The 23,777-nt window shown below is 72.9% G+C and carries 17 protein-coding genes and 2 pseudogenes; 7 read left to right on the top strand and 12 right to left on the bottom strand.

What is annotated here, in order from left to right:
- Positions 1–33 precede the first annotated feature (33 nt).
- Positions 34–627 (bottom strand): GbsR/MarR family transcriptional regulator, encoded by a 594-nt coding sequence (locus tag AN216_RS20825; RefSeq protein ID WP_244502561.1) that lies wholly within the window; start codon positions 625–627, stop codon positions 34–36.
- A 92-nt stretch (positions 628–719) separates the two neighbouring features.
- On the opposite strand from AN216_RS20825, the gene AN216_RS20820 reads away from it, so the two are divergent.
- The 4 genes from AN216_RS20820 to AN216_RS20805 all read left to right on the top strand — a co-directional run bounded on the left by AN216_RS20820 (position 720) and on the right by AN216_RS20805 (position 4,723).
- Positions 720–1,769: an ABC transporter ATP-binding protein gene (locus AN216_RS20820; protein WP_079166798.1), complete on the top strand. Its 1,050-nt coding sequence runs from the start codon at positions 720–722 to the stop codon at positions 1,767–1,769.
- The gene (locus AN216_RS20815; protein ID WP_070198243.1) at positions 1,766–3,430 is read left to right on the top strand and encodes an ABC transporter permease; all 1,665 of its coding nucleotides are present in this window, start codon (positions 1,766–1,768) and stop codon (positions 3,428–3,430) included. Before AN216_RS20820 ends, AN216_RS20815 begins: the two co-directional genes overlap by 4 nt.
- Before the next feature lie 101 nt (positions 3,431–3,531).
- Positions 3,532–4,482: a hypothetical protein gene (locus tag AN216_RS29390; RefSeq protein ID WP_070198242.1), complete on the top strand. Its 951-nt coding sequence runs from the start codon at positions 3,532–3,534 to the stop codon at positions 4,480–4,482.
- Between the two features lie 7 nt (positions 4,483–4,489).
- The gene (locus tag AN216_RS20805; protein WP_070198241.1) at positions 4,490–4,723 is read left to right on the top strand and encodes a hypothetical protein; all 234 of its coding nucleotides are present in this window, start codon (positions 4,490–4,492) and stop codon (positions 4,721–4,723) included.
- Between the two features lie 130 nt (positions 4,724–4,853).
- Here the strand turns inward: AN216_RS20805 and AN216_RS20800 are convergent, their stop codons facing one another.
- The 7 genes and pseudogenes from AN216_RS20800 to AN216_RS20770 form a co-directional block, all read right to left on the bottom strand.
- Complete coding sequence (locus tag AN216_RS20800; RefSeq protein ID WP_070198240.1) at positions 4,854–5,678, bottom strand: methyltransferase domain-containing protein; 825 nt, start codon at positions 5,676–5,678, stop codon at positions 4,854–4,856.
- A 222-nt stretch (positions 5,679–5,900) separates the two neighbouring features.
- Positions 5,901–7,193, bottom strand: a complete 1,293-nt coding sequence (locus tag AN216_RS29795; RefSeq protein WP_212732737.1) for a TIGR03086 family metal-binding protein — start codon at positions 7,191–7,193, stop codon at positions 5,901–5,903.
- A 286-nt stretch (positions 7,194–7,479) separates the two neighbouring features.
- Positions 7,480–8,736 carry a macrolide family glycosyltransferase gene (locus tag AN216_RS20790; protein WP_212732736.1) on the bottom strand — a complete coding sequence of 419 codons (1,257 nt, stop codon included), beginning with the start codon at positions 8,734–8,736 and terminating at the stop codon, positions 7,480–7,482.
- Positions 8,737–9,050: 314 nt separating this feature from the next.
- Positions 9,051–9,890, bottom strand: a complete 840-nt coding sequence (locus AN216_RS31120; protein ID WP_420855781.1) for a DUF4328 domain-containing protein — start codon at positions 9,888–9,890, stop codon at positions 9,051–9,053.
- Positions 9,891–9,899: 9 nt separating this feature from the next.
- A pseudogene (locus tag AN216_RS30345) lies at positions 9,900–10,959 on the bottom strand (serine/threonine-protein kinase); the annotation flags it as partial.
- 36 nt (positions 10,960–10,995) lie between these two features.
- A complete protein-coding gene (locus AN216_RS20775; RefSeq protein WP_070198236.1) occupies positions 10,996–12,783 on the bottom strand; it encodes a protein kinase domain-containing protein in 1,788 nt (595 codons plus the stop codon).
- Between the two features lie 260 nt (positions 12,784–13,043).
- Complete coding sequence (locus AN216_RS20770) at positions 13,044–14,981, bottom strand: serine/threonine-protein kinase (RefSeq protein WP_070198235.1); 1,938 nt, start codon at positions 14,979–14,981, stop codon at positions 13,044–13,046.
- A 313-nt stretch (positions 14,982–15,294) separates the two neighbouring features.
- On the opposite strand from AN216_RS20770, the gene AN216_RS20765 reads away from it, so the two are divergent.
- The 3 genes from AN216_RS20765 to AN216_RS20755 all read left to right on the top strand — a co-directional run bounded on the left by AN216_RS20765 (position 15,295) and on the right by AN216_RS20755 (position 18,363).
- Complete coding sequence (locus AN216_RS20765) at positions 15,295–16,686, top strand: aspartate aminotransferase family protein (RefSeq protein WP_070198234.1); 1,392 nt, start codon at positions 15,295–15,297, stop codon at positions 16,684–16,686.
- Positions 16,683–17,531 carry a GntR family transcriptional regulator gene (locus AN216_RS20760; RefSeq protein WP_070198233.1) on the top strand — a complete coding sequence of 283 codons (849 nt, stop codon included), beginning with the start codon at positions 16,683–16,685 and terminating at the stop codon, positions 17,529–17,531. Before AN216_RS20765 ends, AN216_RS20760 begins: the two co-directional genes overlap by 4 nt.
- A gap of 181 nt (positions 17,532–17,712) precedes the next feature.
- The gene (locus AN216_RS20755) at positions 17,713–18,363 is read left to right on the top strand and encodes a hypothetical protein (protein ID WP_070198232.1); all 651 of its coding nucleotides are present in this window, start codon (positions 17,713–17,715) and stop codon (positions 18,361–18,363) included.
- Between the two features lie 37 nt (positions 18,364–18,400).
- Here AN216_RS20755 and AN216_RS20750 read toward each other — a convergent pair whose 3' ends face one another.
- The 4 genes and pseudogenes from AN216_RS20750 to AN216_RS29790 all read right to left on the bottom strand — a co-directional run.
- Positions 18,401–19,147, bottom strand: a complete 747-nt coding sequence (locus tag AN216_RS20750; RefSeq protein WP_139140969.1) for an SLATT domain-containing protein — start codon at positions 19,145–19,147, stop codon at positions 18,401–18,403.
- Between the two features lie 373 nt (positions 19,148–19,520).
- Complete coding sequence (locus AN216_RS20745) at positions 19,521–20,432, bottom strand: phosphoribosylaminoimidazolesuccinocarboxamide synthase (protein WP_070198231.1); 912 nt, start codon at positions 20,430–20,432, stop codon at positions 19,521–19,523.
- Positions 20,433–20,565: 133 nt separating this feature from the next.
- Entirely contained in the window at positions 20,566–22,035 is a 1,470-nt protein-coding gene (locus AN216_RS20740) for a N,N-dimethylformamidase beta subunit family domain-containing protein (protein ID WP_070198230.1), read from the bottom strand.
- A 223-nt stretch (positions 22,036–22,258) separates the two neighbouring features.
- Positions 22,259–23,777, bottom strand: a pseudogene (locus tag AN216_RS29790) (hypothetical protein); the annotation flags it as partial.

The following is a 23,777-nucleotide window of genomic DNA, read 5'->3' as shown; positions in this document are numbered from 1 at the left end:
CGGGGGCCACCGCCGGCTCAACCCGCCGGATCGTCAGCCCGGTCCCTCGCCGGCGCCCGGCACGTCGGAGGCGGACGAGCCCTCGGTCCGCCGATCCCGCTGCGCCTGCCGTTCGCGCCAACGCTCGAGCAGGTCGGTCAACTCGGTCTTGAGGAAGTCGAAGAACTCCGCCGACTCGTGAATACGGCGACCGGCGGCCGTATCCGTGCCGAGCTGCCGGGCACCCGTCCGCATGGTGCTCGCCCACTTCATCAGGAAGTCGTCCCGCTGGGTGAACATCTCCATCCAGGTGTCGTCGTGCACCCGATACCGCTCGCGCCGCGAGCCGGGCTCGCGCTCCCGTCGGATCATGTGCGTCTGGCTGAGGTAGCGCACCGCACCCGAGATGGCGGCCGGGCTGCAACGGAGACGCTCGGCCAGCTCGGCGGAGCTGAGCGCGCCCTCCTCGGAGGCGAGGACGCAGGCGAACACCCGGGCCGCCATGCGTTGCATGCCGGCCTCGGTGAGGTCGGCGGCGAGGTGTTCGACGAACGGGCCGACCCGGGTGTCGTAGTCCTCCGCCGTCGCGGTGTCCGCACGGCTGCTCGGGGCCGCGCCCGGCCGCCGTTTCTCCTCGTTTGCGCCCACTGTGTCCGCATCTCCCCAGTTCAGGTCCACTCCACCATGCGTAGTCCACTGCAATCTTCACAAGTATCTGAAAGAAGCGTAATTTCAGTAACATGATGAAGGCCACTACTGCCATCTCGGTATCCGGACTCACCAAGTCCTTCGGCCAGACCCGCGCGCTCGACGGGCTCGACCTACGGGTCGGCACCGGCGAGGTGCACGGTTTCCTCGGGCCCAACGGCGCCGGGAAGTCCACCACCATCCGCGTCCTGCTGGGCCTGCTGCGCTCGGACCGCGGCGCCGCCAGCGTGCTCGGCGCCGACCCCTGGCAGGACGCGGTCGCCCTGCACCGCAGGTTGGCGTACGTGCCGGGAGACGTCGAGCTGTGGCCGAACCTCACCGGCGGCGAGGCCATCGACCTGCTCGCCAAGCTGCGCGGTGGCCTGGACCGACGCCGCCGCGACGAGCTGATCGAACGCTTCGCGCTCGACCCGGCCAAGAAGGGCCGCACCTACTCCAAGGGCAACCGGCAGAAGGTCGCCATCGTCGCCGCCCTCGCCTCGGACGCCGAGCTGCTGCTGCTCGACGAACCCACGGCGGGGCTCGACCCGTTGATGGAGGTCGTCTTCCAGGACGTGATCGGCGAAGCCCGCGCGGCCGGCAAGACCGTACTGCTCTCCAGCCACATCCTGGCGCAGGTGGAGAAGCTCTGTGACCGGGTGAGCATCGTGCGCCTCGGCCAGGTCGTGCAGTCCGGCACGCTGCGCGAACTGCGGCACCTGACGCGTACGACCGTCGAGGCGGAGACGGCGTCCCCGGTGACCGGGCTGGACACGCTGGACGGCGTGCACGACGTACGCGTGGAGGGCGAGGACGGACTCCGGGTGCGCTTCGCCGTGGACGGGCCGCACCTGGACGCGGCCGTGCGGCGGCTCACCGACTTCGGCGTCCGCGGCCTGACCAGCCATCCGCCGACGCTGGAGGAGCTGATGCTGCGGCACTACGGCGACGCGCCGCCCAGCACGACCGACGGTGTCGGCGGCACTCCCGGACCCGCTCGCAAGGCCAGCGGCGGCACCGACGGCCCCCAAGACGCCAGCCACGACACCACCGGCACCACCGGCACCGACCGCGGCGACGACACCCTCGGAGCCAGCCGATGACCGCCGCCGCGACCGCCAAGGCCCCCGCCGGCGCCCCGGGCCGCACGACCGGTCCCCGCGCCGACGCCCTGGCCGGCACGGCGGTCCTCGTACGGTTCAACCTGCGCCGGGACCGGGTGCGCACGTCCGTCTGGATCGCCGCCCTCCTGCTGGGCACCCTCGGCACCCTGTCCAGCCTGCAGAGCAGCTACGACACCGCCGCCAAGCGGGCCTCCGCGGCCGACTCCCTGGACAGCCCCGCCGGCCTGGCCCTCTCCGGCCCCGCCCACTACCTGAACGACTACACCTACGGCGCCATGCTGGGCCACCAGCTGATCAGCTTCCTGGGCGTGCTGATCGCCCTGATGAGCGTGCTGATGGTCACCCGGCACACCCGGACCGAGGAGGAGACCGGCCGAGCGGAACTCCTGCGCGCCACCGTCGTCGGACGCCACGCCCACCTCACCGCGGCGCTGCTCACCGCCGGGCTCGCCAACCTCGTACTCGGCCTCCTCACCGCCCTCGGCCTCGGCGCCTCCGGCGCGGCGGGCGTGGGCTGGCACGGCTCCCTGCTGTTCGGCGCCGTATACGCCGCCACCGGCATCGTCTTCGCCGCCATCGCGGCGGTCACGGTGCAGTTCAGCCAGTACTCCCGGGGCGCGTCCGGCATGGCCCTCGCCGCCCTCGGCGCCGCCTTCGCGCTGCGCGCCGTCGGTGACGCCGGCAGCGGCGCGCTCTCCTGGCTCTCGCCGATCGGCTGGGGCCAGCGGACGTACGTCTACGTCGACAACCGCTGGTGGCCCCTGCTGCTCAGCTGCGCCCTGGCCGCCGCCGCGACCGCGCTGGCGTACGCCCTCAGCGTGCGCCGCGACGTGGGCGCCGGCCTGCGGGCGACCCGCCCCGGCAGCCCGGTCGCCTCTGCGGGGCTGCTCCAACCGGTCGGCTTCGCGCTGCGGCTGCACCTGGGCATGCTGATCGGCTTCGGTACGGGCCTGCTGCTGCTCGGCGCGATGTACGGCTCGGTACTCAGCGAGGTCGAGAAGATGATCGAGGACGTCGCGGAAGTCCAGGAGTCTCTCGAGGAGTTGGGTGGGGCGAGCATCACCGAGTCCTTCGCCTCCAGCGTCATGACGCTGCTCGGCGTCGTCGCCGCCCTCTACGCGGTACTCGCCGCGCTGCGGCCACAGAGCGAGGAGACCGCCGGCCGGGCCGAACCACTGCTGGCCACCGGCCTGTCCCGGGACCGCTGGCTGGGCAGCCATCTGACGGTGGCGCTGGCCGGCGGACTCGGCGTGCTGCTGCTCGGCGGACTCGGCTTCGGCCTCGCCGGCGCCGCCACGACCGGGGACGGCGAGCTGGTGGTCGAGCTGACCGGTGCGGCGATGGCGTACGCGCCCGCGGTGTGGTTCGTCGTCGGCGTCGCGGTGGTGCTGTACGGCTGGCTGCCGCGCGCCACGGTGCTGTCCTGGGTGCTGCCGGGGTACGCCTTCGTGGTCGGCTATCTGGGGCAGTTGCTGGGGTTCGCGGACTGGCTGCGGGACCTGTCGCCGCTCGGCCATGTGCCGATGCTGCCGGCCGCCGAGTTGGAGTGGACGCCGCTTGTGGTGCTCACCCTGCTGGCCGGCGCGCTGGTCGCGTGCGGCCTGGCCGGTTTCCGGCGACGGGACCTGGAGACCAAGTAGCCGGCCCGACATGCCCGCTCGGCACGCCGGCTGTCCGGTGCCGGCACCCGATAGGCGGCGGCGGGCGTGCGGAGGACGTACGGCGCTGCTCCCATGAGGACATGACCTCGCCAACGGGTGCGCACGGCCGCCGCGTCGGCCTCTGTGCCGGCGTGGTGACCGGAGCGGTGTCGCTGCTCGCTCCGGTCGCCGCCGGGCAGGCGGCGGCGCCCGGCGAGGTGCGGCCGGGCGACGGTGTCACGCTCGCCCCCGCCCCGGCGGCCCCCGGTGGCGGGGTGCGGGTTCGTGCGGACCGCGCGCGCGGCGCGGGCGAAGGCGCCGTGTACTCCCCGGCGTTCACCGACACCGCACGCCTCCGCACCCTCGGGGACCGCACCGCGCCCTGGACGGCCGAGGCGGCCGTGAAGCCCGGGGCGCGGCCCGGCGAGCGGTACGTCCTCACCGCCAACTGCGGTGACCGCGAGTCCCTGACGAGTTCCTTCACCGTACGAGCCGCCGCCTCCCCGGCTGTCGCCCCCGCGGCGGAGGCGCCCCCGGAGGCCCGTTCCCGGGCGGGCGTGGGACCCGGACGCCACGAGGCACGGCGGCCCGATGTCACCGAGCGGGACAGCCGCGCCCCCGGAAGCGCGGACCGGGCACCCCGCCGAGACGGCACCGACCGCACGGGCCCGACCCGGGACGCGAAACCACACCGGCAGCGGCAGCAGGACGAAGTGGACAACGCCGCCCTGGCCATGGGCGGCGGCCTGGCCACTGCCGGCCTCGCCGGCTATCTCCTCACCCTGCGCCGGGGCAGGGGGCGGTGCGGGTGCCAGGCCGCCCGGCGCGGGAGCGGCACGGACACCGCCGAGCGGCACGAAGCGGCAGGTGAGGCCGACTCGTTTGGATCTTCGTGGCTCAGGGAGCGGGGTCTGGTGTTGGGCCCTCCCCAGACCGGAGGCCGAGGGAGACGAGCGCGGCGTCACCGCGTGTTGAGACGACAACGCGGCAGATGTGCGTGCCAGGGGCCACGAGCCCGCAGAGATCCGAACGACACGGCCCAAGGCAGGTGAGGGACCGGTGACCACACGCCACGAGCGGCGCGCGACGCACAGCCGACGCCTGGAGGCGATGGCGGTCGGCACAGCGGCGCTGCTGACCTTCCTCCTGTGTCAACTCGCCCCGGACGGACGCACCGACGCCGAGGGCGCGGGCCCGCCGGGCGCCGTTCCGGACGCGCCGGCAACCGGGCGGACGGCTGACCTGGGGAACCGGCCGGACTCGGCGGACCGCCGACCCGCGCTCCACAGCTGAACGGCCGTCGCCAGCGGGCCGGGAGTGACCCGCTGACATCTGTTCCGCACCGGACCCCGGGCGGGTGCCCGGGCGGCGACGTGCGGGTTACGGGCGCCCGGGAGGTCATCTGACGAGCGTACGAACCGGCCTACGCCGCCCGGCAGATGACCTCGCCGTGCAGCACCGAGAACCAACCGTCCGGGTCCGCTCCCCACGCGCGCCAGCCAGCGGCGATCTCCTCCAGCTCGGCCGTGCTGGCGTACCCGCCGTCGACCGCGCGTCGTGCGAAGTCCGAGTCCCGGGTGCGGTCCGCCCACAGCCCGCTCCACCAGGCACGCTCCGGCTCGGTGTGGAAACACCAGGTGCTGGAGGTGACCGTGATGTCCGTCGCTCCCGCCTGGCGTGCCCATACGTGCAGTTGACGGCCGGCGTCCGGTTCGCCGCCGTTCCCCCGAGCGACCCGCTCGTACAGCGTCAGCCAGGCGTCCAGTGCGGGCAGCCGTGGATACCAGGCCATGCCGGCGTAGTCGGACTCCCGGACGGCCACCAGCCCGTCCGGCCGGCACACCCGCCGCATCTCGCGCAGCGCGCTGACGGGATCGCCGACGTGTTGCAGCAGTTGGTGCGCGTGCACCACGTCGAAGCTGTCGTCCGGGAAGTCGAGGGCGTGGACGTCGGCGGTGTGGAACCGGGCGTTGTCCAAGCCGCGTTCGACGACCAGCTCGGTGGCCTGCTCGAGGACCGTGTCCGAGGCGTCCACGCCGGTCAGCGCTCCGGGGGCTACGGCGGCGGCCAGGTCGGCGGAGATCGTGCCCGGCCCACAGCCGACGTCCAGGACGCGCTGACCCGGGCGCAGTTCGGGCAGCAGGTGGGCCGCCGAGTTGGCGGCGGTCCGCCAACGGTGCGAGCGCAGCACGGACTCGTGGTGGCCGTGCGTGTAGACGGCACTGTCGCTGGTCGATGGTTCAGACATGTGCCGAACCTACGCCAGCGTCCCACATAATGACTACACACGTCTCGCTTTATGGACAGCTGCGAGACCGTGAGGCTCGTGGCGCGCTGCCCGCCACGGGACCCGCCGCGCCGGATCGACACGACCGGCCGGGGTTCAGCCGCCGCCCGACAGCCCTGCGCCATCAGCGGTCAGTGCCCTGCTGCCCACGCTCGGGCTACGCCACCGTGTGACCGAGGTGGCTCAAGGCCACCGGCCCGGATCGCGGCCGGCAAGGCCAAGCAGCACGTCCAGTGAGGCCGGGTCTGTCCCGGTGTCGACGACCGGCCCGTACAGACCCGGGTGGCTGTCCAGCATGTCAGGCGTGGACATCGCGGCGGCGAAGCCGGTGCAGACCGCGAGGTCATGATCGGTCACGGTGAAGCGTTGGCCGGTGGCGCGCGCCAGGTCCCAACCGTGCAGGACGAGCTCGTCGAGCACGACGGTCGCGAGTTCGGCCGAGGGCATCGTGACGCCGCCCGCCTCCGCCTCGCCCTGCCACGCCGAGGGTTCCCGCCAGGCCGCGACGAGTGTGTCGAGGTCGTGGCCGAGTCGCTCGCGCCAGTCGGGTGACAACCTCGCCCCGCCGCCGGGAGCCTGACCGTCCGGAGGCGCGTGACGCGCGGTACGGATGAAAGCCGTGGTCAGCACGCACACGTGAGCGGCTAGATCACGCACGGTCCAGTCGGCACACGGCGTCGACAGGTCCAACTGGTCGTCGCGCACGCCCGCCGCGATCCGCCGCATCTCGGCCGCGGCGTCCACGAGGTCGAAACCGACCCCGGACGGGCCGGGCGCCTCCGGGGACGCCTTGTCACCCAGCAACAGGAGCAGCCGTACGGCCAGTTCGGCCGGACGACTCTTCGCCACCATATGCCCGCCCGGCAGCATCTCGGCCGCCACGCCGAGCCGGTCACGCGCGACGCGTGCCTGGAACTCCGCCGGGAACAGGCGGTCCTCCCGGGCGACCAGGACATGGGTCGGGACGTCGGGCCACGCCTCGAACAGGCACGGCTGTCCGAAAGGCGTGTCGGCGGGTTCGCGATCGCCTTCGGCCATCTCCTCCCGCGCTCCCTCCGGGAGGTCGTGCAGGAAGACCAGTTCAGGGTCGAACTCGTTCGACCGCCCGGCAGCCTCGTTGGCCTTCCGGCGCGCCTCGTCCGCGCCGGTGGCCGCGAACCACTCCCCGGGCGTCTCACCGGGGACCGGGATCATCGCGTTGAGCAGCACGACACGGGACACGGCGGCGCGCTTGCCGATCATCGGAACCGTGAAGGCACCCAACGAGTGCGCGACGAGCACGACGTCGCGGTGCTCCCCGATCGCCTCGTCCGTCAGGGCCGCGTACTCGGGCAACCCCAGGGCCGGATCGTCACCCTGGATCTCGACCGGGACCGCGGTGTGCCCACGCTTCTCGAGTTCGGCCACGGCCTCGCGCCAGTACACCGCGCCGGCACCGCCCGCGCCGGGAACCAGAACGAACGTCGCACCCATCATCTGCCCCCAGTGGTCCACCCTGTCTTCGACACCCGTACCGACGGTCCGGGTGGGACGAACTCATCGTTGTCCCACGGCTGCCTTCCCCCTACCGCGACACACGGGCGTGCGGCCACCTGGCGTCCATCGCGTTCCTCACCGGTCCCCACCCGTCGCGGGTGACCGCCGCCAGGGGCTCCGGCGACCCGGGCGGGCCGAGCGGCCGGCGCCCCGGCGCAGCGCGAGGCCCGCCCCGAGTACGAGAGCGAGGTCAACGTCCTCGCGGCGGGCTCCCGCGCTGATTCGGTCAGGGGTTTCCGTCGGCGTCCGCCCTCGTCCGGTCACCGATGGCATGCGTACCGACGGTGCCCAGGGCCGCTTCCGCCTCGTCGGCCGCGCTCCGCGTACCACCCTCGGCTCGGGCCTCAGCACGCAGCTGGGCGCTGCGGCTGGCCACGGCCTCGTCCGTGGTGAGTTCCAGCAGCAAGCGACGCAGCGTCCGGGCGGTGGCGTCCTCGGCGTCCACCCGCTGGGCGACCCCGAGTGCGACCAACTGGTCGGCGTTCCCGAACTGGTCGGCCGCCTGCGGGAACGCGATCATCGGCACCCCGTGGTACAGCCCCTCGGCACAACCGCCCATCCCGGCGTGCGTCACGAACGCGTCGGCCTCCGCCAGGATCGCCAACTGCGGCACCCAGGAACGGACCTCGACGTTCGCCGGGATCTCGCCCAGCTCCGCGGGATCGGTGTACTTCCCGATCTGCAGCACGACATGCCAACCCGGCAGGTCCCCGAAGGCCGCCAGACACTCCCGGTAGAAGGCGGGCTGCCGGGTGTACGCGGAACCCAGCGACACCAGCAGCACCTTCTCCGCCCCGGCCGGCCGGTTCCAGATGCCCTGCTCGGCACGCTCCCCGAAGCACGGTCCGACGAAGGTGACCGTCTCCGGCACCCGGTCCGCGTACGGCTGCATCGCGCGCGGAATCATCGCCACCGCGCGCGCCGGTTGGCCGGAGAAGGCGGCCGGTTCGGTGGTGGTGGCACCGCACTCGGCCAGCCAGTCCGCGAACCGTTCGTAGTACGCGTCCGCGCCCGGCAGCGCCATGATCTGCGCCGCCGGGCCGTCGTCCGCGTCGGCGCCCTCCCAGCGGACGTAGGCGGGGGAGAGCTGCAGCGTCGGCCGGCCCTGCCGTTCGGCGAGCGCACGGGCGGCGTAACCACCGATGTCGTAGAGGTACAGCTCGGCCGGGTCCTCGTCGAAGGCCGCGCGCAGCTGCGGCAGCATGTGGATCGCGTCCTCTAGGAAGACGCTCATGGCGGCGATCGGGTCGTCCGGCCAGTCGTTGTCGGCGACGGGCAGCGTGGACTCGTACGGCACGAGGGTGGCGCCGGTGGGCTCGATGAGGTGCGCCACGGCCTTGTCGTTGGCGTAGCTCACGCGGTGGCCCCGGGCCACCAGCTCCCGGATGATCTCCAGACTGGGCAGCACGTGGCTGACGGCGGGGATGCCGACCATCGCGATGTGGGCGGGGCGGTGACGTGCGGAGGCACGGTGTGCGGACATGGGTGTTCCTCGATTCCGGTTCGGACGTACGGAGACGGGCACCCGCCGCGTCGATCGGCAGCCGCGCACGGCGCGCAGCCGCGCGGGCGCGCGCACGTGTCGGCGCCGCACCGTGCTGGCACGGCGCGGGTCACGCGGGTCCGCACGGACCTGCGCGCCGGGGTGCGGGGACGGAGCGGGTGCTGGGGCGCGGGGCATTGCCCGCGCGGCCGTCAGCCGTACAGCTGGATCTGGAAGAACATGTCGTACAGCCTAACCGGTGGCGCTGACCGGCGCCGCCGGATTTCTCCCGCGAACATGCCGGACGCGCCTGGTCAACTCCCGCCGCGTAGGCGCTTCTCCTGCAGGGTCGTGAGCCGCGCCACGAAGACGGCCGCCACGATGATCGCGGGGAGGGTGACGAAACCGCTGATGATCTGTACGGAGACCAGCCCCTCCGCGCGGTCGATCGTGGCCTCTCCGTGCCAGGAGGGCAGGAGGAACAGCCCGAAGTAGAAGCCGACCAACCACGTGCTCCACCATCCGTTGACCAGCCCGCGCCGGGGCGGATAGCGCACCCCGTGCAGCCACTCCGGCGGTTCGGCACGGGTGACCGCCCACACGTCGTTGGCGATCTGCTTGGGCATGAAGAAGTTGCAGATCGGGATGAACCAGACAGCCAACGCCATTGCCGGGGAATACCGCACCCGCCCCGGCTCGAACGCCGCCGCGTTCCTCCTGGCCCGCCGGAACCAGGACAGCCACAGGACGACCGTACAGACGAACAGGACGCCTCCGAACCCGTCCACCAACTGGCTGCTGTCCTTCAGTGAGGCGTAGTCGGGGTGCGTGGCGAGGGGCCAGTCATCGGGCTCGCGGGAGAGTTCGCCGTCCAGGAAGAAGCGGAAGAGGATGCTCACCGCGCTCCAGGCGAGCAGCACGAGCAGCATCACCCAGGTGAGCGTGCCCAACAGACGTATCGGGCGGGCCTCTTCGGGCGGGGGCGCCTCCGGCATCCGGTACGGCGGCAACGGTTGGTAGGGACTCGGTGGAGCCTGTCCCCACACCGCCGAGTGACCGTACGGAGCGCCCTGCCGGGCCGTGGGCACCAGGTTCGGGGCGGGCACCTGGTTCGGGGTGGGTTCCGGCGGACGCAGCGACACGGTGGGACTCACGGTCGGCGGGTGGTCCGGCGGTCCGGGGACGGCCCCGGGACCTTCGAGAGGCGCACCGTCCGTCCCGCTCTCCGGCCTCTCGCTGTCGAGGAGTTGTACGGCCTGCCGGCCCAGCTGCGCCAGCACCTGGCCGGGCAGCCAGGTCCCGGGGATCTCGCCCTCGGTGCGCGCGACGAGGGTGTCCACGTCCGGCCGGCGCTCCGGGTCCTTTTCCAGACAGGCCGCGATCACCTCGTACAACGGACCGGACAGGCCGCTGAGATCCGCGTCCTCCTCGGCGATCCGGAACATCACCGCGTGCGCGTTGCCCAGGGGCGTGTCAAAGGGCATGCGGCCGGTGGCGGCGTACGCCAGCACCGCGCCCAGGCAGAACACGTCACTGGCCGTCGTCACGTCCCTACCGCGCACCTGCTCCGGCGACATGAAGCCGGGCGAACCGACCACCACACCCGTACGCGTCAAACCANACGTCACTGGCCGCGGTCACGACGCTCCCGCGCACCTGCTCCGGCGACATGAAGCCGGGCGAACCGATGACCGAACCCGTGCGGGTCATGCCGCCGGAGGACTGCATGGCGCTGTCCAGGGCACGGGCGATCCCGAAGTCGATCACCCGCGGCCCGTCGATCGTGATCAACACGTTCGACGGCTTCAGATCCCGATGCACCAACCCCGCCCCGTGAATCGCCTGAAGCGCCCGCACCAGACCCGTCGTCAGCGCCCGCACCGAGTTCTCCGGCAGCGGACCGAAGTCCCGGTCCACCACCTCCATCAACGAGGGCCCCGCGATATAGCCCGTGGCCACCCACGGCTCAGCCGCCTCCGGATCAGCGTCCAACACCGGAGCCGTCCACTCCGCGCCCACCCGCCGCGCCGCCGCGATCTCCTGACTGAACCGGCGCCGGAACTCCGGTCGCTGCGCCAGCTCACCCTTCACCGATTTCACCGCGACCGTACGGCCCCGCTCGCTACGCGCCAGATAGACCCGCCCCATACCGCCCTCGCCCAGCCTGCCCAGCAGGCGATACCCGCCGATCGAGCGTGGATCACTGCTCTCCAGCCGGTCCAATGCGCCGTCCCTCCCCCGTTCGTCGACCAGGCTTCCTCACGCGCCAGCGGCGATCCGGTCGTCCTGCATGTTGGTGAGCCGGGACACGAAGACGACGGCCAGGATGTACGCCGGGATCGCGAAGAAGTGGGTGAAGATCTGCAGCGCGATGATCCCCTCGGCTTCATCGATGGTGGTCTCGTCGTACCAGGAGAAGAACTGCGAGAAGGACCAGATGAAGTAGATCACCCACATCGTCCACCACCCGGAGACCAGGCCGCGCCGGGGCGGATACCGCCTGCCCTGGTACCACTCCGGCGGGTCACCGCGGCTGACGCTCCACACGTCGTTGGCGATCTGCTTGGGCATGAAGAAGTTGCAGAACGGGATGAACCAGACGCCCAGCGCCATCCCCGGGTCGTATCGCACCCGCCCCGGCTCGAACGCCTCCGCGTTCAACCGCACCCGCCAGAACCACATCAGCCACAGGATTATCGTGACCAGGAAGGCCAGCCCCCCGAACACATCGATGATCTGACTGCGCTCCTTCAGCGCGGTGTATTCCGGGTGCGCGGTCACCAGCCAGCTCTCCGGGTGACTGGAGAGCGTGGCATCCAGCGAGATGGAGTGGATGAGGGCCGCCACGGTCCACACCAGGGTCAGCAGGATCAGCACCCAGGTCGGGGTGCCGATCGTACGGACCGGGCGGGCTGGTCTGGGCGTCCGACCGGGGTGTCCGTACGGCCCCGCCGGCCCGTAGGTGGTGTGCTGGCCGCCGCCCATCCACGGCTGCGGATAGCCGTACGGACCGCGGCCCGCCTGGTACGGCGAGACGTTCGGCCCACCAGCCAGCGCCGGGTGGTAGGCGGAGGGCGGCGTGGACGGCATGGAGGGCGGCTGAGTGGTCGCCGAGGCGGCATCCTGCCTCTCCGTCTGGCCCTCCGGGTCCTCGCTGTCGAGGAGTTGTACGGCGTGCCGGCCCAACTGCGCCAGCACCTGGCCGGGCAGCCAGGTCCCGGAGATCTCGCCCTCGGTGCGCGCGACGAGGGTGTCCACGTCCGGCCGGCGCTCCGGGTCCTTCTCCAGACAGGCCGCGATCAACTCGTACAACGGACCGGACAGGCCACGAAGATCCGCGTCCTCCTCGGCGATCCGGAACATCACCGCGTGCGCGCCGCTGTCCGCCGTACCGAAGGGCATGCGGCCGGTGGCGGCGTACGCCAGCACCGCGCCCAGGCAGAACACGTCACTGGCCGCGGTCACGACGCTCCCGCGCACCTGCTCCGGCGACATGAAGCCGGGCGAACCGATGACCGAACCCGTGCGGGTCATGCCGCCGGAGGACTGCATGGCGCTGTCCAGGGCACGGGCGATCCCGAAGTCGATCACCCGCGGCCCGTCGATCGTGATCAACACGTTCGACGGCTTCAGATCCCGATGCACCAACCCCGCCCCGTGAATCGCCTGAAGCGCCCGCACCAGACCCGTCGTCAGCGCCCGCACCGAGTTCTCCGGCAGCGGACCGAAGTCCCGGTCCACCACCTCCGCCAACGAGGGCCCCGCGATATAGCCCGTGGCCACCCACGGCTCAGCCGCCTCCGGATCAGCGTCCAACACCGGAGCCGTCCACTCCGCGCCCACCCGCCGCGCCGCCGTGATCTCCTGACTGAACCGACGCCGGAACTCCGGTCGCTGCGCCAGCTCACCCTTCACGGACTTCACCGCGACCGTACGGCCCCGCTCGCTACGAGCCAGATAGACCCGCCCCATACCGCCCTCGCCCAGCCTGCCCAGCAGGCGATACCCGCCGATCGAGCGTGGATCACTGCTCTCCAGCCGGTCCAATGTGCCCGTCCCTCCCCCGTTCGTCGACCACCACGAGGATAAAGGTCACCACCCGCGCCCAGGAGGACGGGCGTTGCTACCGCTCGGTTCCGTGGCCCGCGGTCCGCGTGTCCGATGCTGTCCTGTCCAGTCCCGCCCCATGCCGTGCCGTCCAGTGCCGTGCCGTGCTCCGAAGTGCTCCGCTGATCCGCGGTCCCGCCGACCGGCGCACGCCGCCGTACGGCCGTGTCCCCGGGCGCGCGTACGGCCGTCCCGTCCGCTCACCCCGCCCGGGAGAACACCTTCGTGGGGCGACCGTCCGCGAAGCTGCGGCGCAGCTCGCCGCCGGACACCTCCAGGCGGCTCACGGGGCCGGGGCCGCACGCCTGTTCGGAGGACTGGTAGGTGACCCGGGACGGGCCGAGCTTCACCGGCGGGCCGGCGGAGCGCAGGTCAGCCTCGAAGCGGCAGTCGAAGTTCGGGCCGGTGGCGGAGATGGACACGACGGTGTCACCGAGCTCACCCTGCTGGACGTGGATGCGGTACCGGTTCGCGTCACCGGTCCCGGACGAGCGCTCCCAACTTCCCAGGAAGTCACTCGGGATGCCGTCGCCAGCGCCGTCCGTGGAGGGCTTCGGATCGGAGGGGTCATCCGCGGACGGGTCGGACGGGTCGTCCCCGTCGGCGTTCTCCTGCGAGTCCTGGCCGGTCGAGGCGGAGCTGCCGGGGTCCGCTGTGTCGTCCTCCGAGCCCGCGCCCAACACCAGGTACGCCGCCACCCCGCTGACCACCACCAGCAGCGTGATGAGGACCGCGATCACCACCGCCGGGCCACTGCCACTCGGTCGTCGCTCGCCCAACGCGGGGTACTGGTGCACCGGGGTGCGGTGTTCCTGCTGGGCGGACGGCGGGCCCAGGACGTGCGCTTGGTGGTGATGCTGGCCGGGCAGCTCCGGGCCGGGCGTTCGGGACGGCTCGGGCTGTGGCGGCTCGGGCTGTGGCGGCTCGGGCCTGGGCAGGTTACCGGCGGACGTCCGCATGCCGTGCACCATCGGAGGATCGGTCGGCGGTGGCGGCCCAGCGACCCCAGCGGCCCCGGCGTCGGCGGTGGTGGGAGTCCAGCGTACGGCGGGCGCGTCGCCCGGCGGAGGGTCGTGCGCGGGCACGTCATCCGCGGCGTCCGCACCGGCACCGGCACCGGCACCCGCGCCAGCATCGACACCGGCCTCGTCACCAGCCCCGGCAGCATCAGCGGCACCGGCGGCACCAGTCTGCGGTGACAGCCGCTCGCCCTGCCCGCCGGTGTCCCCGCTCGGGTTCTCCGCCTCCAGCAACTCGGTCGCGTGTCTTCCGAGTTGAGCGACCAGCCCGCCCGGCAGCCAGGGCTCGTCGGCGCTTTCCGGCTCGTCGGTGGCCGCCAGCACCTCGTCCAGCGTGGGCCGTTCGTCCGGGTTCTTGGCCAGGCACCCGGTCACCAGCTCGCGCAGCTCCTCCGGCAGCCCGGACAGCTCCGCCTCCTCCTGCGCGATCCGGTACAGCACGGCGTGCACCCCGCTGTCCGCACCACCGAAGGGCGGCTCGCCGGTCGCGGCGTACGCCAGCACCGAGCCGAGGCAGAACACGTCGCTCGCCGGAGTCGGGCTGTCGCCCCGCACCTGCTCCGGCGACAGGAAACCGGGTGTGCCGACGATCGCGCCGGTGCGGGTCAGACCGTCCTTGGAAGCGGTGGTGTCCAACGCACGGGCGATCCCGAAGTCGATGACCCGCGGCCCGTCGATCGTGATCAGCACGTTCGACGGCTTCAGGTCCCGGTGCACGATCCCCGCGTCGTGCACGTCCCGCAGCGCGTGCGCAAGACCGGCCGCCAGCAGCCGTACGGAACGGGCCGGCAGCGGACGCCCGCTGTCCGCGACGACCCGCTGCAAAGAGGGACCGGCTATGTATCCGGTGGCCACCCACGGCTGCGTGGCCTCCGTGTCGTCGTCCAGCACCGCGGCCGTCCACCGGCCGCCGACCCGCCGCGCGGCGCGTACCTCCTGGCGGAACCGGGCGCGGAACTCGTCCTGTTCGGTCAGCTCCTCGCGCACCAGCTTCACCGCGACCGTACGGCCCCGGTCGCTGCGCGCGAGGTACACCCGGCCCATGCCGCCCTCGCCAAGCCTGCCGATCAGCCGATACCCGCCGATGACCCGCGGGTCCCACGGCTCGAGTTGCTCCATGGTTGCACTGCCCCTTCCCCCGGATCGGAGGGTACGCGCTCGCTGCGACAGGGGACGGACAGTCGCTGATCCGTGACCCGAGCACGCCCACGGCGACAGAATAACGGCACCCGGACAGGGAACGCCCCCCGCTTCCCGGCCTGTTCGCCGGCACGCGCACGCCCGCGCTCCGGGACGACAACGCGGTCGGGCGCCGGGCATCGGCGACCGACGCCGCTCCCCTACCGCCGGACGCCCTAAGTAAGCTGGGCACGCTGCCCGGCGCCCACCCGGCAGGCGGGGACGCCCGGCACGGACAAGGAGTGAGGCAGGCATGACCAGCAACGACACCGGAAACGACATCCTCACGCGGCCCGCGACCAAGGCCGCGGTACGGGACGCCGACCGCGCGCACGTCTTCCACTCCTGGTCGGCCCAGGGCCAGATCGAGCCACTGCCGGTGGCCGGCGCCGAGGGCTCGTACTTCTGGGACTACGACGACAACCGTTATCTGGACTTCTCGTCCCAGCTGGTCAACACGAACATCGGCCACCAACACCCCAAGGTCGTCGCCGCGATCCAGGAGCAGGCGGGCCGCGTGTGCACGCTCGCGCCGGGCTTCGCCGTGGACGTACGCGCCGAGGCGGCCCGGCTCGTCGCCGAGCGCACACCCGGCGACCTCGACCGGGTCTTCTTCACCAACGCCGGCGCCGAGGCCGTCGAGCACGCCGTACGGATGGCCCGGGTGCACACCGGACGGCCGAAGGTGATGTCCACCTACCGCTCGTACCACGGCGCCACCGCCGCCGCGATCAACCTCACCGGAGACCCGCGCCGTTGGGCCTCGGACACCGGCTCAGCCGGCGTCGTACGGTTCTGGGGGCCGCACCTGTACCGCTCGCACTTCCACGCGGAGACCGAGGCGCAGGAGTGCGAACGCGCGTTGGCGCACCTGGAGGAGACCCTCGCCTTCGAAGGTCCGAACACCATCGCCGCCATCATCCTGGAGACCGTCCCGGGCACCGCCGGGGTGCTCGTGCCGCCGCCCGGCTACCTCGCGGGCGTCCGGGAACTGTGCGACCGGCACGGCATCGTCTTCATCCTGGACGAGGTGATGGCCGGTTTCGGGCGTACGGGCACGTGGTTCGCCGCCGACCTATTCCAGGTCACGCCGGACCTGATGACCTTCGCCAAGGGCGTCAACTCGGGCTACGTGCCGCTCGGTGGGGTCGCGATCTCCGACGCGATCGCCGAGACCTTCGAGCAGCGACCGTACCCAGGCGGCCTCACCTACTCCGGGCACCCGCTGGCCTGCGCCTCGGCCGTCGCCACGCTGAACGTCATGGCGCAGGAGGACATCGTCGGGAACGCCGCCCGGATCGGCGAGCGGGTCCTCGGTCCCGGGCTGCGCGAACTCGCCGAGCGGCACCCCTCGGTGGGCGAGGTGCGCGGCACGGGCGTGTTCTGGGCTCTGGACCTCGTACGCGACCGGGACACCCGCGAGCCCCTGGTGCCGTACCAGCCCAGCGGGCCGGACAACCAGCCGATGGCGGACTTCGCGGCGGCCTGCAAGACCCGCGGGCTGTGGCCGTTCGTCAACATGAACCGCACCCACGTCGTGCCGCCCTGCACCATCACCGAGGCCGAGGCCAAGGAGGGCCTGGCGGCGCTCGACGAGGCGCTGGCCGCCGCCGACGCGCACACCACGGCGGGGCGCGCGCGGTGATCCGGCGCAGCACGCTGCGGGCGCAGATCGCCTCGGCGCTGCGGGACGAGATCATGGCGGGCCGGCTGCCGACCGGGCGGGAGTTCACGGTCAAGGAGATAGCCGAGCAGTACGGCGTCTCCGCGACGCCCGTACGCGAGGCGTTGGTCGACCTGGCCGCGCAGGGGCTGCTGGAAGTACGTCAGCACCGGGGGTTCCGGGTGCACGAGTTCACGCTGGCGGACTTCCGGGCCATGGTGGACGCGCGCTCGCTGGTCTTCGACGGGGTCTTCCGGCGGGCCCTCGCCCGGGCCGGGGGCGGGCACGACCCGCACGACGGCGCCGGCGTGCCCGGTCCGCGTACGGGCCGGGCGAGCTGCGCGGCGGCGGCCCGTCAGTTGGCGGACCCCGCCACGCTGGCGTCCGTACGCCGCCGTGCCCAGGCGGCCGAACGGGCGGCGCTGGCCGGTGACCTGGACGTGCTGATCGGCTATGACCTGCGGTACTGGCGAGAGCTGGGGAACATGGTCGGCAATCCGTACGCCGCCGAGTTCCTGGACCGGCTACGCGTCCAGTGCTGGGCCTTCGCGGTGTCCCGCCTGCGGCGCGAGCGCGACCTGCGCGGACGACTGTGGGCCGGGCACCAGGAGTTGCTGGCCGCCGTCGAACGCGCGGACGCGGCGACGGCCGAGCGGCTGATCAAAGCGTATGACGCGCACGCGCTGGAGTTGGTACACGGGCTGAGGGCCCGGGGCGAGCCCTCGGTCGAGCACCAGGCCGAGAGCGGGACCGGAAACGAGGGCCGCAGCAGGGACCGGGAGGAAGCGAACCCGGGGCTGGGGCCGGGCGCGAGCGCCGCGGACTGAGCCGCCACGGCGGGCCGCCGCGTCCGTCTGGCGTTCCACCCACCGGGCGCCCCGCCCGTCGGGCGTCTCCGCCCATCACGCACCCGCACGCTCAGGTTCCGTCGACGCGCCCTCGACGCGCCCCGGACATACGGGACTACCCTGTTCCGACCCGATCGTCGTCGTGCATGGGAGCGCACCCTTGGCCTGTGACCTCTGGCTGGTCCCGCTGGTCGACGTGCTGTGCCACAGCCCCGACAATCCGTTCGCCGAGGAGATCCAGACGTACGACAGAGCGCTGGCGGAGGCCGATCTGCCGCCGGTGCCCGTGCACGGCTACGTCGCCGGGCTGGCCGGGGACGTGGCCCCGGTCGCCGGGTTCGACTACACGGCGCTGCACCTGCTGCGCCGCGCCTATCTCCTGCAGCTCGCCGGGCTGGAGGTCACACCGGCGGACGGACTCGGCGGGGACTACGAGCAGCTGCTGGAGATGTTCGAGCAGAGCGCGCAGCGGTCCGCCCTGGTCTGGCACTACGACCACGCGGGCGCGTACGTACCGCTCGACTTCGCCGCCCCGCTGACCAATGACGAACTGTTGGCCGGCGGCGGCCCGCTGGGCTCCAGCCACGCGCTGCTGCGGGAACTCCGCGCCGTCGCGCCGTCCTTGGCCATCGACCCGGACGATCCGCCGCCCGCTCCCGAGCCTCCCGCCTACCCCACGGAGCTGGAGGAGCCGGCGGCACCGGTCGCGGACGACGGCGCTCCGTTCGCCCAGGAGCGGCACGTCTGGCTGGGCCTGCAGGTGGCGGCCACCCGCAGCCTGGCGCAGGGCTCGCTGATCGTCTTCAGCTGAGTGCGTACGCCTCAGGTGCGTACGCCGCACGCCGCCGTCAGCGGGACCCGTCCGGCGGCCGCTGCCGTGGCATGTTCGGACGGGGGTTCGGCTGCGCGGGGAACCGGGACAGCTGCTGGTTCTCCGTACGCCCGCCACGGACGCTGCCGGACTGGGCGCGCAACGGCGCGGTGGAGGTGCGGAACTCCACGATCCAGTCGGCGGTTTCGGCACGCACCAGCTCGGTGACGTCCTCGGTGAAGCGACGCAGCACGCCGAGGCAGCGCTCCGCCGCCTCGCTCGCGGTGCCCTCGGTGGGGCCGAGGATCTCGCGTACGCTTTCCGCCGCCCAGTCGTACTGCAGCGCCTCCAGCCGCCGCTGGACCGCCTGAGCGGTCGTCACATCCCGCATCCAGCCCGAGGTCAGGCCGAACCAGCGGTCACAGCCCACACACACCGCCGCACCGAGCAGGGACACGAAGCCCCAGGGCGCGAGTGTCACCTCGAACGCCTCGGTGAGCTCCAGCAGCGGCAGGGCCGCCCCCACGGCCACCCCGACCGCCGCGCCGGCCCGGAGGCTCCGGGCGATCCGGCGCTTCCACCGGCGGTCGGCGAGATACCAGTCCACCTGGCGCAATGCGCCCTGCTCGACCCACTGGTACAACTCGTCCAGCCGCGCGGCTGGTTCCTCCCAGTCCCCGAGCGGAAACGCCCGCCCCAGCAGGTCACCGCGCCGCCCACTCGGTGGTGGGGTCTTCCGTGCGGTGGTTCCGGAGTTCTCCGGCTCCTTCTCCGGTTGACTCACCCGTCAACTCCCTACGACAGGCCGCCACACGGCGGCCGACTTGTCCCCTCCTTGCCCCCACCCACGGCCAACCGGAGCGACCCGACCGGGGCCGCCACCACGACCGATCGGAGAGCCGCCCGTCAGCGTGGTACGGCTGGTCCCGCGCCGCGGACCCCACGCCGCCGGTCCTCGTCACCGACCCGCCACCGTCGAGGCATCCGCCGGGGCGCGCAGTGCCCGTACGGGCTCAACACCCCGGACGCCCACGTACGCGCGCGCCACGGGCCACACGCCGCCCGGACCTTTCTACCGCCGAAAGGGGGAGTCGACGGTACCTCGCGGCGGATTCCGCCCGGACGGGGACCCTGTCACCCGTCGACACACCGGCCTCTCACTCGAACGAGTAACCGGTCAAAAGCCGGTACGCCTCGAGGTACTTCTCCCGGGTCCGCTCCACGACCTCCTCCGGCAGTCGCGGCGGCGGCTGATCGCCCTGCCGGTCCCAGCCGGACTCCGGCCCGGCCAGCCAGTCGCGGACGTACTGCTTGTCGAAGGACGGCTGCGCCCGCCCCGGCTGCCATCGGGCGGCGGGCCAGAACCGGGACGAGTCCGGGGTGAGCACCTCGTCCGCCAGCACCAGCCGGTCCGTGCCGGCGTGCTCCTCGAGGCCGAACTCGAACTTGCTGTCCGCCAGGATGATGCCGCGGTCCCGGGCGATGTCCCGTGCCCGGTGGTAGACGGCCAGGGTGGTCTGCCGCAGTTGCGCGGCGGTCTCGGCGCCGACCCGCCGGGCGACCTCCTCGTAGGCGACGTTCTCGTCGTGCTCGCCCACCTCCGCCTTGGTGGCCGGGGTGAAGATCGGCGCGGGCAGCTCGGAACCGTCCCGCAGCCCCTCCGGCAGTACGAGCCCGCAGACCGTGCGGCTCTGCTCGTACTCGCTCAGTCCGGAGCCGGTCAGGAAGCCGCGCGCGACGCACTCCACCGGGATCATCCGCAGGGAGCGGCACACGAGCGTCCGCCCCGCCCAGTCCGCCGGCGCGCCCGCCGGCACCTCGGTGGACAGCACGTGGTTCGGCACCAGGTCCACGAGCTGCTCGAACCACCACAGGGAGAGCTGGGTCAACACCCGCCCCTTGTCCGGGATCTGCGTCGGCAGCACCCAGTCGTACGCGGACACCCGGTCACTGGCGACCATGATCAGTTCACCGGCGTCGTTCTGGTACAGGTCACGCACTTTGCCTGTGTGCAGATGCACCAGCCCGGGCACCTGCACGGGGGCGGGCTTCTCGACGAATCCGGACACGGACTGCCTCCCATCGGCACGACGTGGACCCTCGCATTGTCCTGTACGACGCGCGCCACGGCTCGCCCAGGGTCCGCCGATCCGCCCCGGGACGAGCCGCGCGCGTGGGCCCGCCCGCGCCGTACCCGCGAGCTCAGGACAGGTTTCCCTCCCGTGCGCAGATCCGGTCCAGCAGGTTCGCCATGGCCCGCTGCACCCGTGGATCGGCGTGCCCGGGCCGGTCCAGCGCCGGCGACCAGGCGAAGGTCCCGGACGCGAACACGAGCGCGCCGCTCGGCGCCTCGTAGAGCGAGGTCTCCTGATGCCGCCGGGCGCCGTCGAGTGCCTCGTACGGCGAGTGGGCCAGCAGGATGCGGTTCACGTGCTCCGGCAGCGGGGTGCGGGGGAAGTACCGGTCGGCCTCCCCGGCCACCAGACCCGGCAGTTCGTCACCCTCGACGGCACCGGTCGACTCCCAGAGCCAGTGCCCCGCGTTGCGTACGACCAGCGGGCGGGGCTCAGGGACCTGGCCGGCGTACTGCAGGCCCAGCAGTTGCTGCTCCGGCTCCCCCTGCTCGCGCCACAGCGCGGCTCGGCCGCCGCCCTGCCGCTTCCGGCAACTGACCAGCCGGTCGGGGGCACCGGGCGGCATGTCGTGCAGCTCCACCTGCCAGTACATCGTGTTGGCGGAGAGGAACACCAGGGAGGTGCCGGCCTGCCGAGCCCGCTCCGCGCCGCGGCGCATCGCGCTGGACCAGTACTCGTCGTGGCCGGGGAAGATCAGCGCGCGGTACCGGGTCGGGTCGACCCGGCCGGCGTGCAGGTCCCGGGCCTCGGCGTAGGCGAGGTCGTAGCCGTGCCGCTCGGCCCAGCGGATGAAGTCGTAGGCATGGCCGACGTGCAGCGGCAGTCCGGCGCCGGCGTACGGACGGTCGAAGGACACCGTGACGGCGGCCTCCTCCTCGCCCAGCAACCGGCCCGACTCGTCCCAGGCGTGATAGAGGCTGGCGCCGGTGCGTCCGTCCTCCGGGAAGAGGTTGTACGCCTGCCAGGTGATGTCCGGCAGCAACAGCAGGAAGTCGGCGGGGTCCCGGTCCCGCACGGTGAACGGCACGTGCGAGCGATGGCCGTCCGCCGTGGTGAGCACTGCGACATGGGCGCCCGTCGACCAGTAGTCCGGGATCTGTAGGCGCCAGGACAGCCACCAGTGGTGGCACGAGACGGTACGTCCGGCGGCGAGCGGCTCGGGCTGCACGATCCCGGAGAGCCGGGGGCTGGTGCTGATCTTCGTGGCGCCCTCGCCGCCGTAGTGGCCGATCCGGTACACGTCGACGCTGAACGACTGGGGCGGATTGACGGTGACGCGGAAGTCGATCGAGCCTCCGGGATATACACCGCCCTCGCTCCCGGCGAAGCCCTTGATCTGGCGGTCGACGTCGTCGGCGGTACGCAGGCCGCTGCCGGTACGGTCGGGGCTCGGGTCGGCGTACCAGGGGATCATCCGGCCGTTCTCGAAGTAGAGTTCGCTGCCGCGCAGCCAGGGCAACGGGCCCTGGCCGAACGGGTCGGTGACCGCGTGCGCCAGCGCACCGGATTCCCAGCGTCCCGTCCGCTCGGTGTCCACGTCTGCTCCCCTCCCAGGCGTCCCCCGTGTTGACCGCCCCACACCATCACATTACGCACGCGCACCGTCACCGTTCGTCGCGACCGTGGCCAAGTCGTTGCCTGCGGCAAGCGTGTACGCCGGACGCGCACGAGGCGGACCGAAGATCGGGACGGGCGGGCCGGACGGGGCGGGCAACTGTGGAATGCGGGCAGAGCCCGGGACCAGGGCGGACCAGGGCCGGTTACCGCAGGGCCAGCGGCTTCTCGAGCGGCACCCCACGCTCACTCAACCAGTCCCGCAACGGGCCCGGGTCCCCCTCCTCCGCCAACGCCAGCGCGGGGGCGCTCAGATCGGCCGCGCGCACTCCCTCGACCAACAGCACCGGACCGTCCAGCCAGTCAAGGCCGGGCGCCACGGCAGCGGAGTCGTCCGCGGCGGCGCAGCACACCGCCGCGGCGACGTGCTCGGCCAACAGCTCACGGCCGTCACTCCGGGGCCGCACGGGCGGGCCCAGCGGAGCCGGCACCCCGTCCACCGGCACGGCGGATGGGGGCGGCGCGGCGGCCGCGGCCTCCCTGGCGAGGTCCTCACGGGTCACGGCGGCGCTGATCCGGGCCGCGAGCAGGTCGTTGTCCCCCTCGCCGTGCGTCAGCCGCTCGAGGATCCGCAACAGCGTGGCGGCGTACGGCGGGCTGGCGCGGGCGGCACGGGCACCCTCGGGTAGGTCCAAGTGCCGCTGGCCCGGGTGCTGTTGGTTCGGATGCCGGTGATCCGAGTGTCGCTGCTCCGGATACGGCGGGTCCGGCTCCGCTGCCGCCGGCCCCCGGCCGTCCGGGCCGGGTCCGCCCGGCCCAGGCTCCGCCGCCCGGGACTCGGCTACGGGGGACGCGTCCTCGACCGTCGGAGTCGCGCACCGGACACCAGCACCACCAGCGCCGGCGGTACCAGTGGCCCGGGACGTCGTGCCGGCCCCCGCCGCCCCGGACGCCCTAGAGGACGCGGCGGGAGCCGAACGGCCCGCCGTGCCCGACCGGTCGGGTGCCGTGGCACCTGGGTGCCCCTCGTCCGTACCGCCCGAACCGTCCGGGCCGCCCGCGCCAGCCGCACCGTCCGAGCCAGCCCCGGCGTCCCGCTCCGTCCGGGGCCGGCCGCCCGGTCTCTCCGTGGCGTCCAGCGCCTCGAACAGCCGCGAGGCGTCCGTGCGCCAACCCCGATCCACCACCTGCTCCGGATACGCCACCCAGTCCACCGGCCCCCAGTCGGCGGCGGCCTCCGGGCCGCGCGGCTCGCCGTGGAAGAGCCGGGCGGCCAGCAGGGAGAGCGAGCCGTCCATCGTTCCAGGGTCCATCAGCAGCTCACACGCCGGCCGCTCGCCCAGGCGTACGGCCAGCCCGTCCGCCATACGGTCCCGCTGGGACAACTCGGTGAGCGCGGAGACCATGCCGGCATGCAGCCGACACGGCCAGCGTCCGGCCCGCCACGCCGGCAACGCGACCCGGGTGAGCAGCCGGTCCCATCCCGCGTATCCCAGCCCGACCTGCTCCTGAGCCGTCGTACGCAGCTCCCGGTCGAGGTCCTTCGCCCGGTCCGCCGCCGCGGCGGCGACGCCGCGCTCCATCTCCGCGCTGTGCGGACCGCAGAACCGCAGCAGCAGCCGTGCGATCCGGCCGGTGAGCCACAGCCCCGCGTGCCGTGCCCCGCCCAGCGGGCCCGTCGGTCCGTCGGCTGGGGCCCGAGCGGCCCGGTCGGCGCGCGCCACC

This window comes from Streptomyces oceani (genome assembly GCF_001751245.1).
Classification (GTDB): Bacteria; Actinomycetota; Actinomycetes; order Streptomycetales; family Streptomycetaceae; genus Streptomyces; species Streptomyces oceani.
The sequence above is the reverse complement of the archived record's forward strand: the minus strand, read 5'-3'. Positions and strand labels throughout refer to the sequence as shown.

Excerpts from the sequence above, each read along its gene's own strand:
- AN216_RS20820 (WP_079166798.1), top strand. The coding sequence starts at position 720 with ATGATGAAGGCCACTACTGCCATCTCGGTATCCGGACTCACCAAGTCC.
- AN216_RS20815 (WP_070198243.1), top strand. The coding sequence starts at position 1,766 with ATGACCGCCGCCGCGACCGCCAAGGCCCCCGCCGGCGCCCCGGGCCGC.
- AN216_RS29390 (WP_070198242.1), top strand. The coding sequence starts at position 3,532 with ATGACCTCGCCAACGGGTGCGCACGGCCGCCGCGTCGGCCTCTGTGCC.
- AN216_RS20800 (WP_070198240.1), bottom strand. The coding sequence starts at position 5,678 with ATGTCTGAACCATCGACCAGCGACAGTGCCGTCTACACGCACGGCCAC.
- AN216_RS29795 (WP_212732737.1), bottom strand. The coding sequence starts at position 7,193 with ATGATGGGTGCGACGTTCGTTCTGGTTCCCGGCGCGGGCGGTGCCGGC.
- AN216_RS20790 (WP_212732736.1), bottom strand. The coding sequence starts at position 8,736 with ATGTCCGCACACCGTGCCTCCGCACGTCACCGCCCCGCCCACATCGCG.
- AN216_RS20770 (WP_070198235.1), bottom strand. The coding sequence starts at position 14,981 with ATGGAGCAACTCGAGCCGTGGGACCCGCGGGTCATCGGCGGGTATCGG.
- AN216_RS20765 (WP_070198234.1), top strand. The coding sequence starts at position 15,295 with ATGACCAGCAACGACACCGGAAACGACATCCTCACGCGGCCCGCGACC.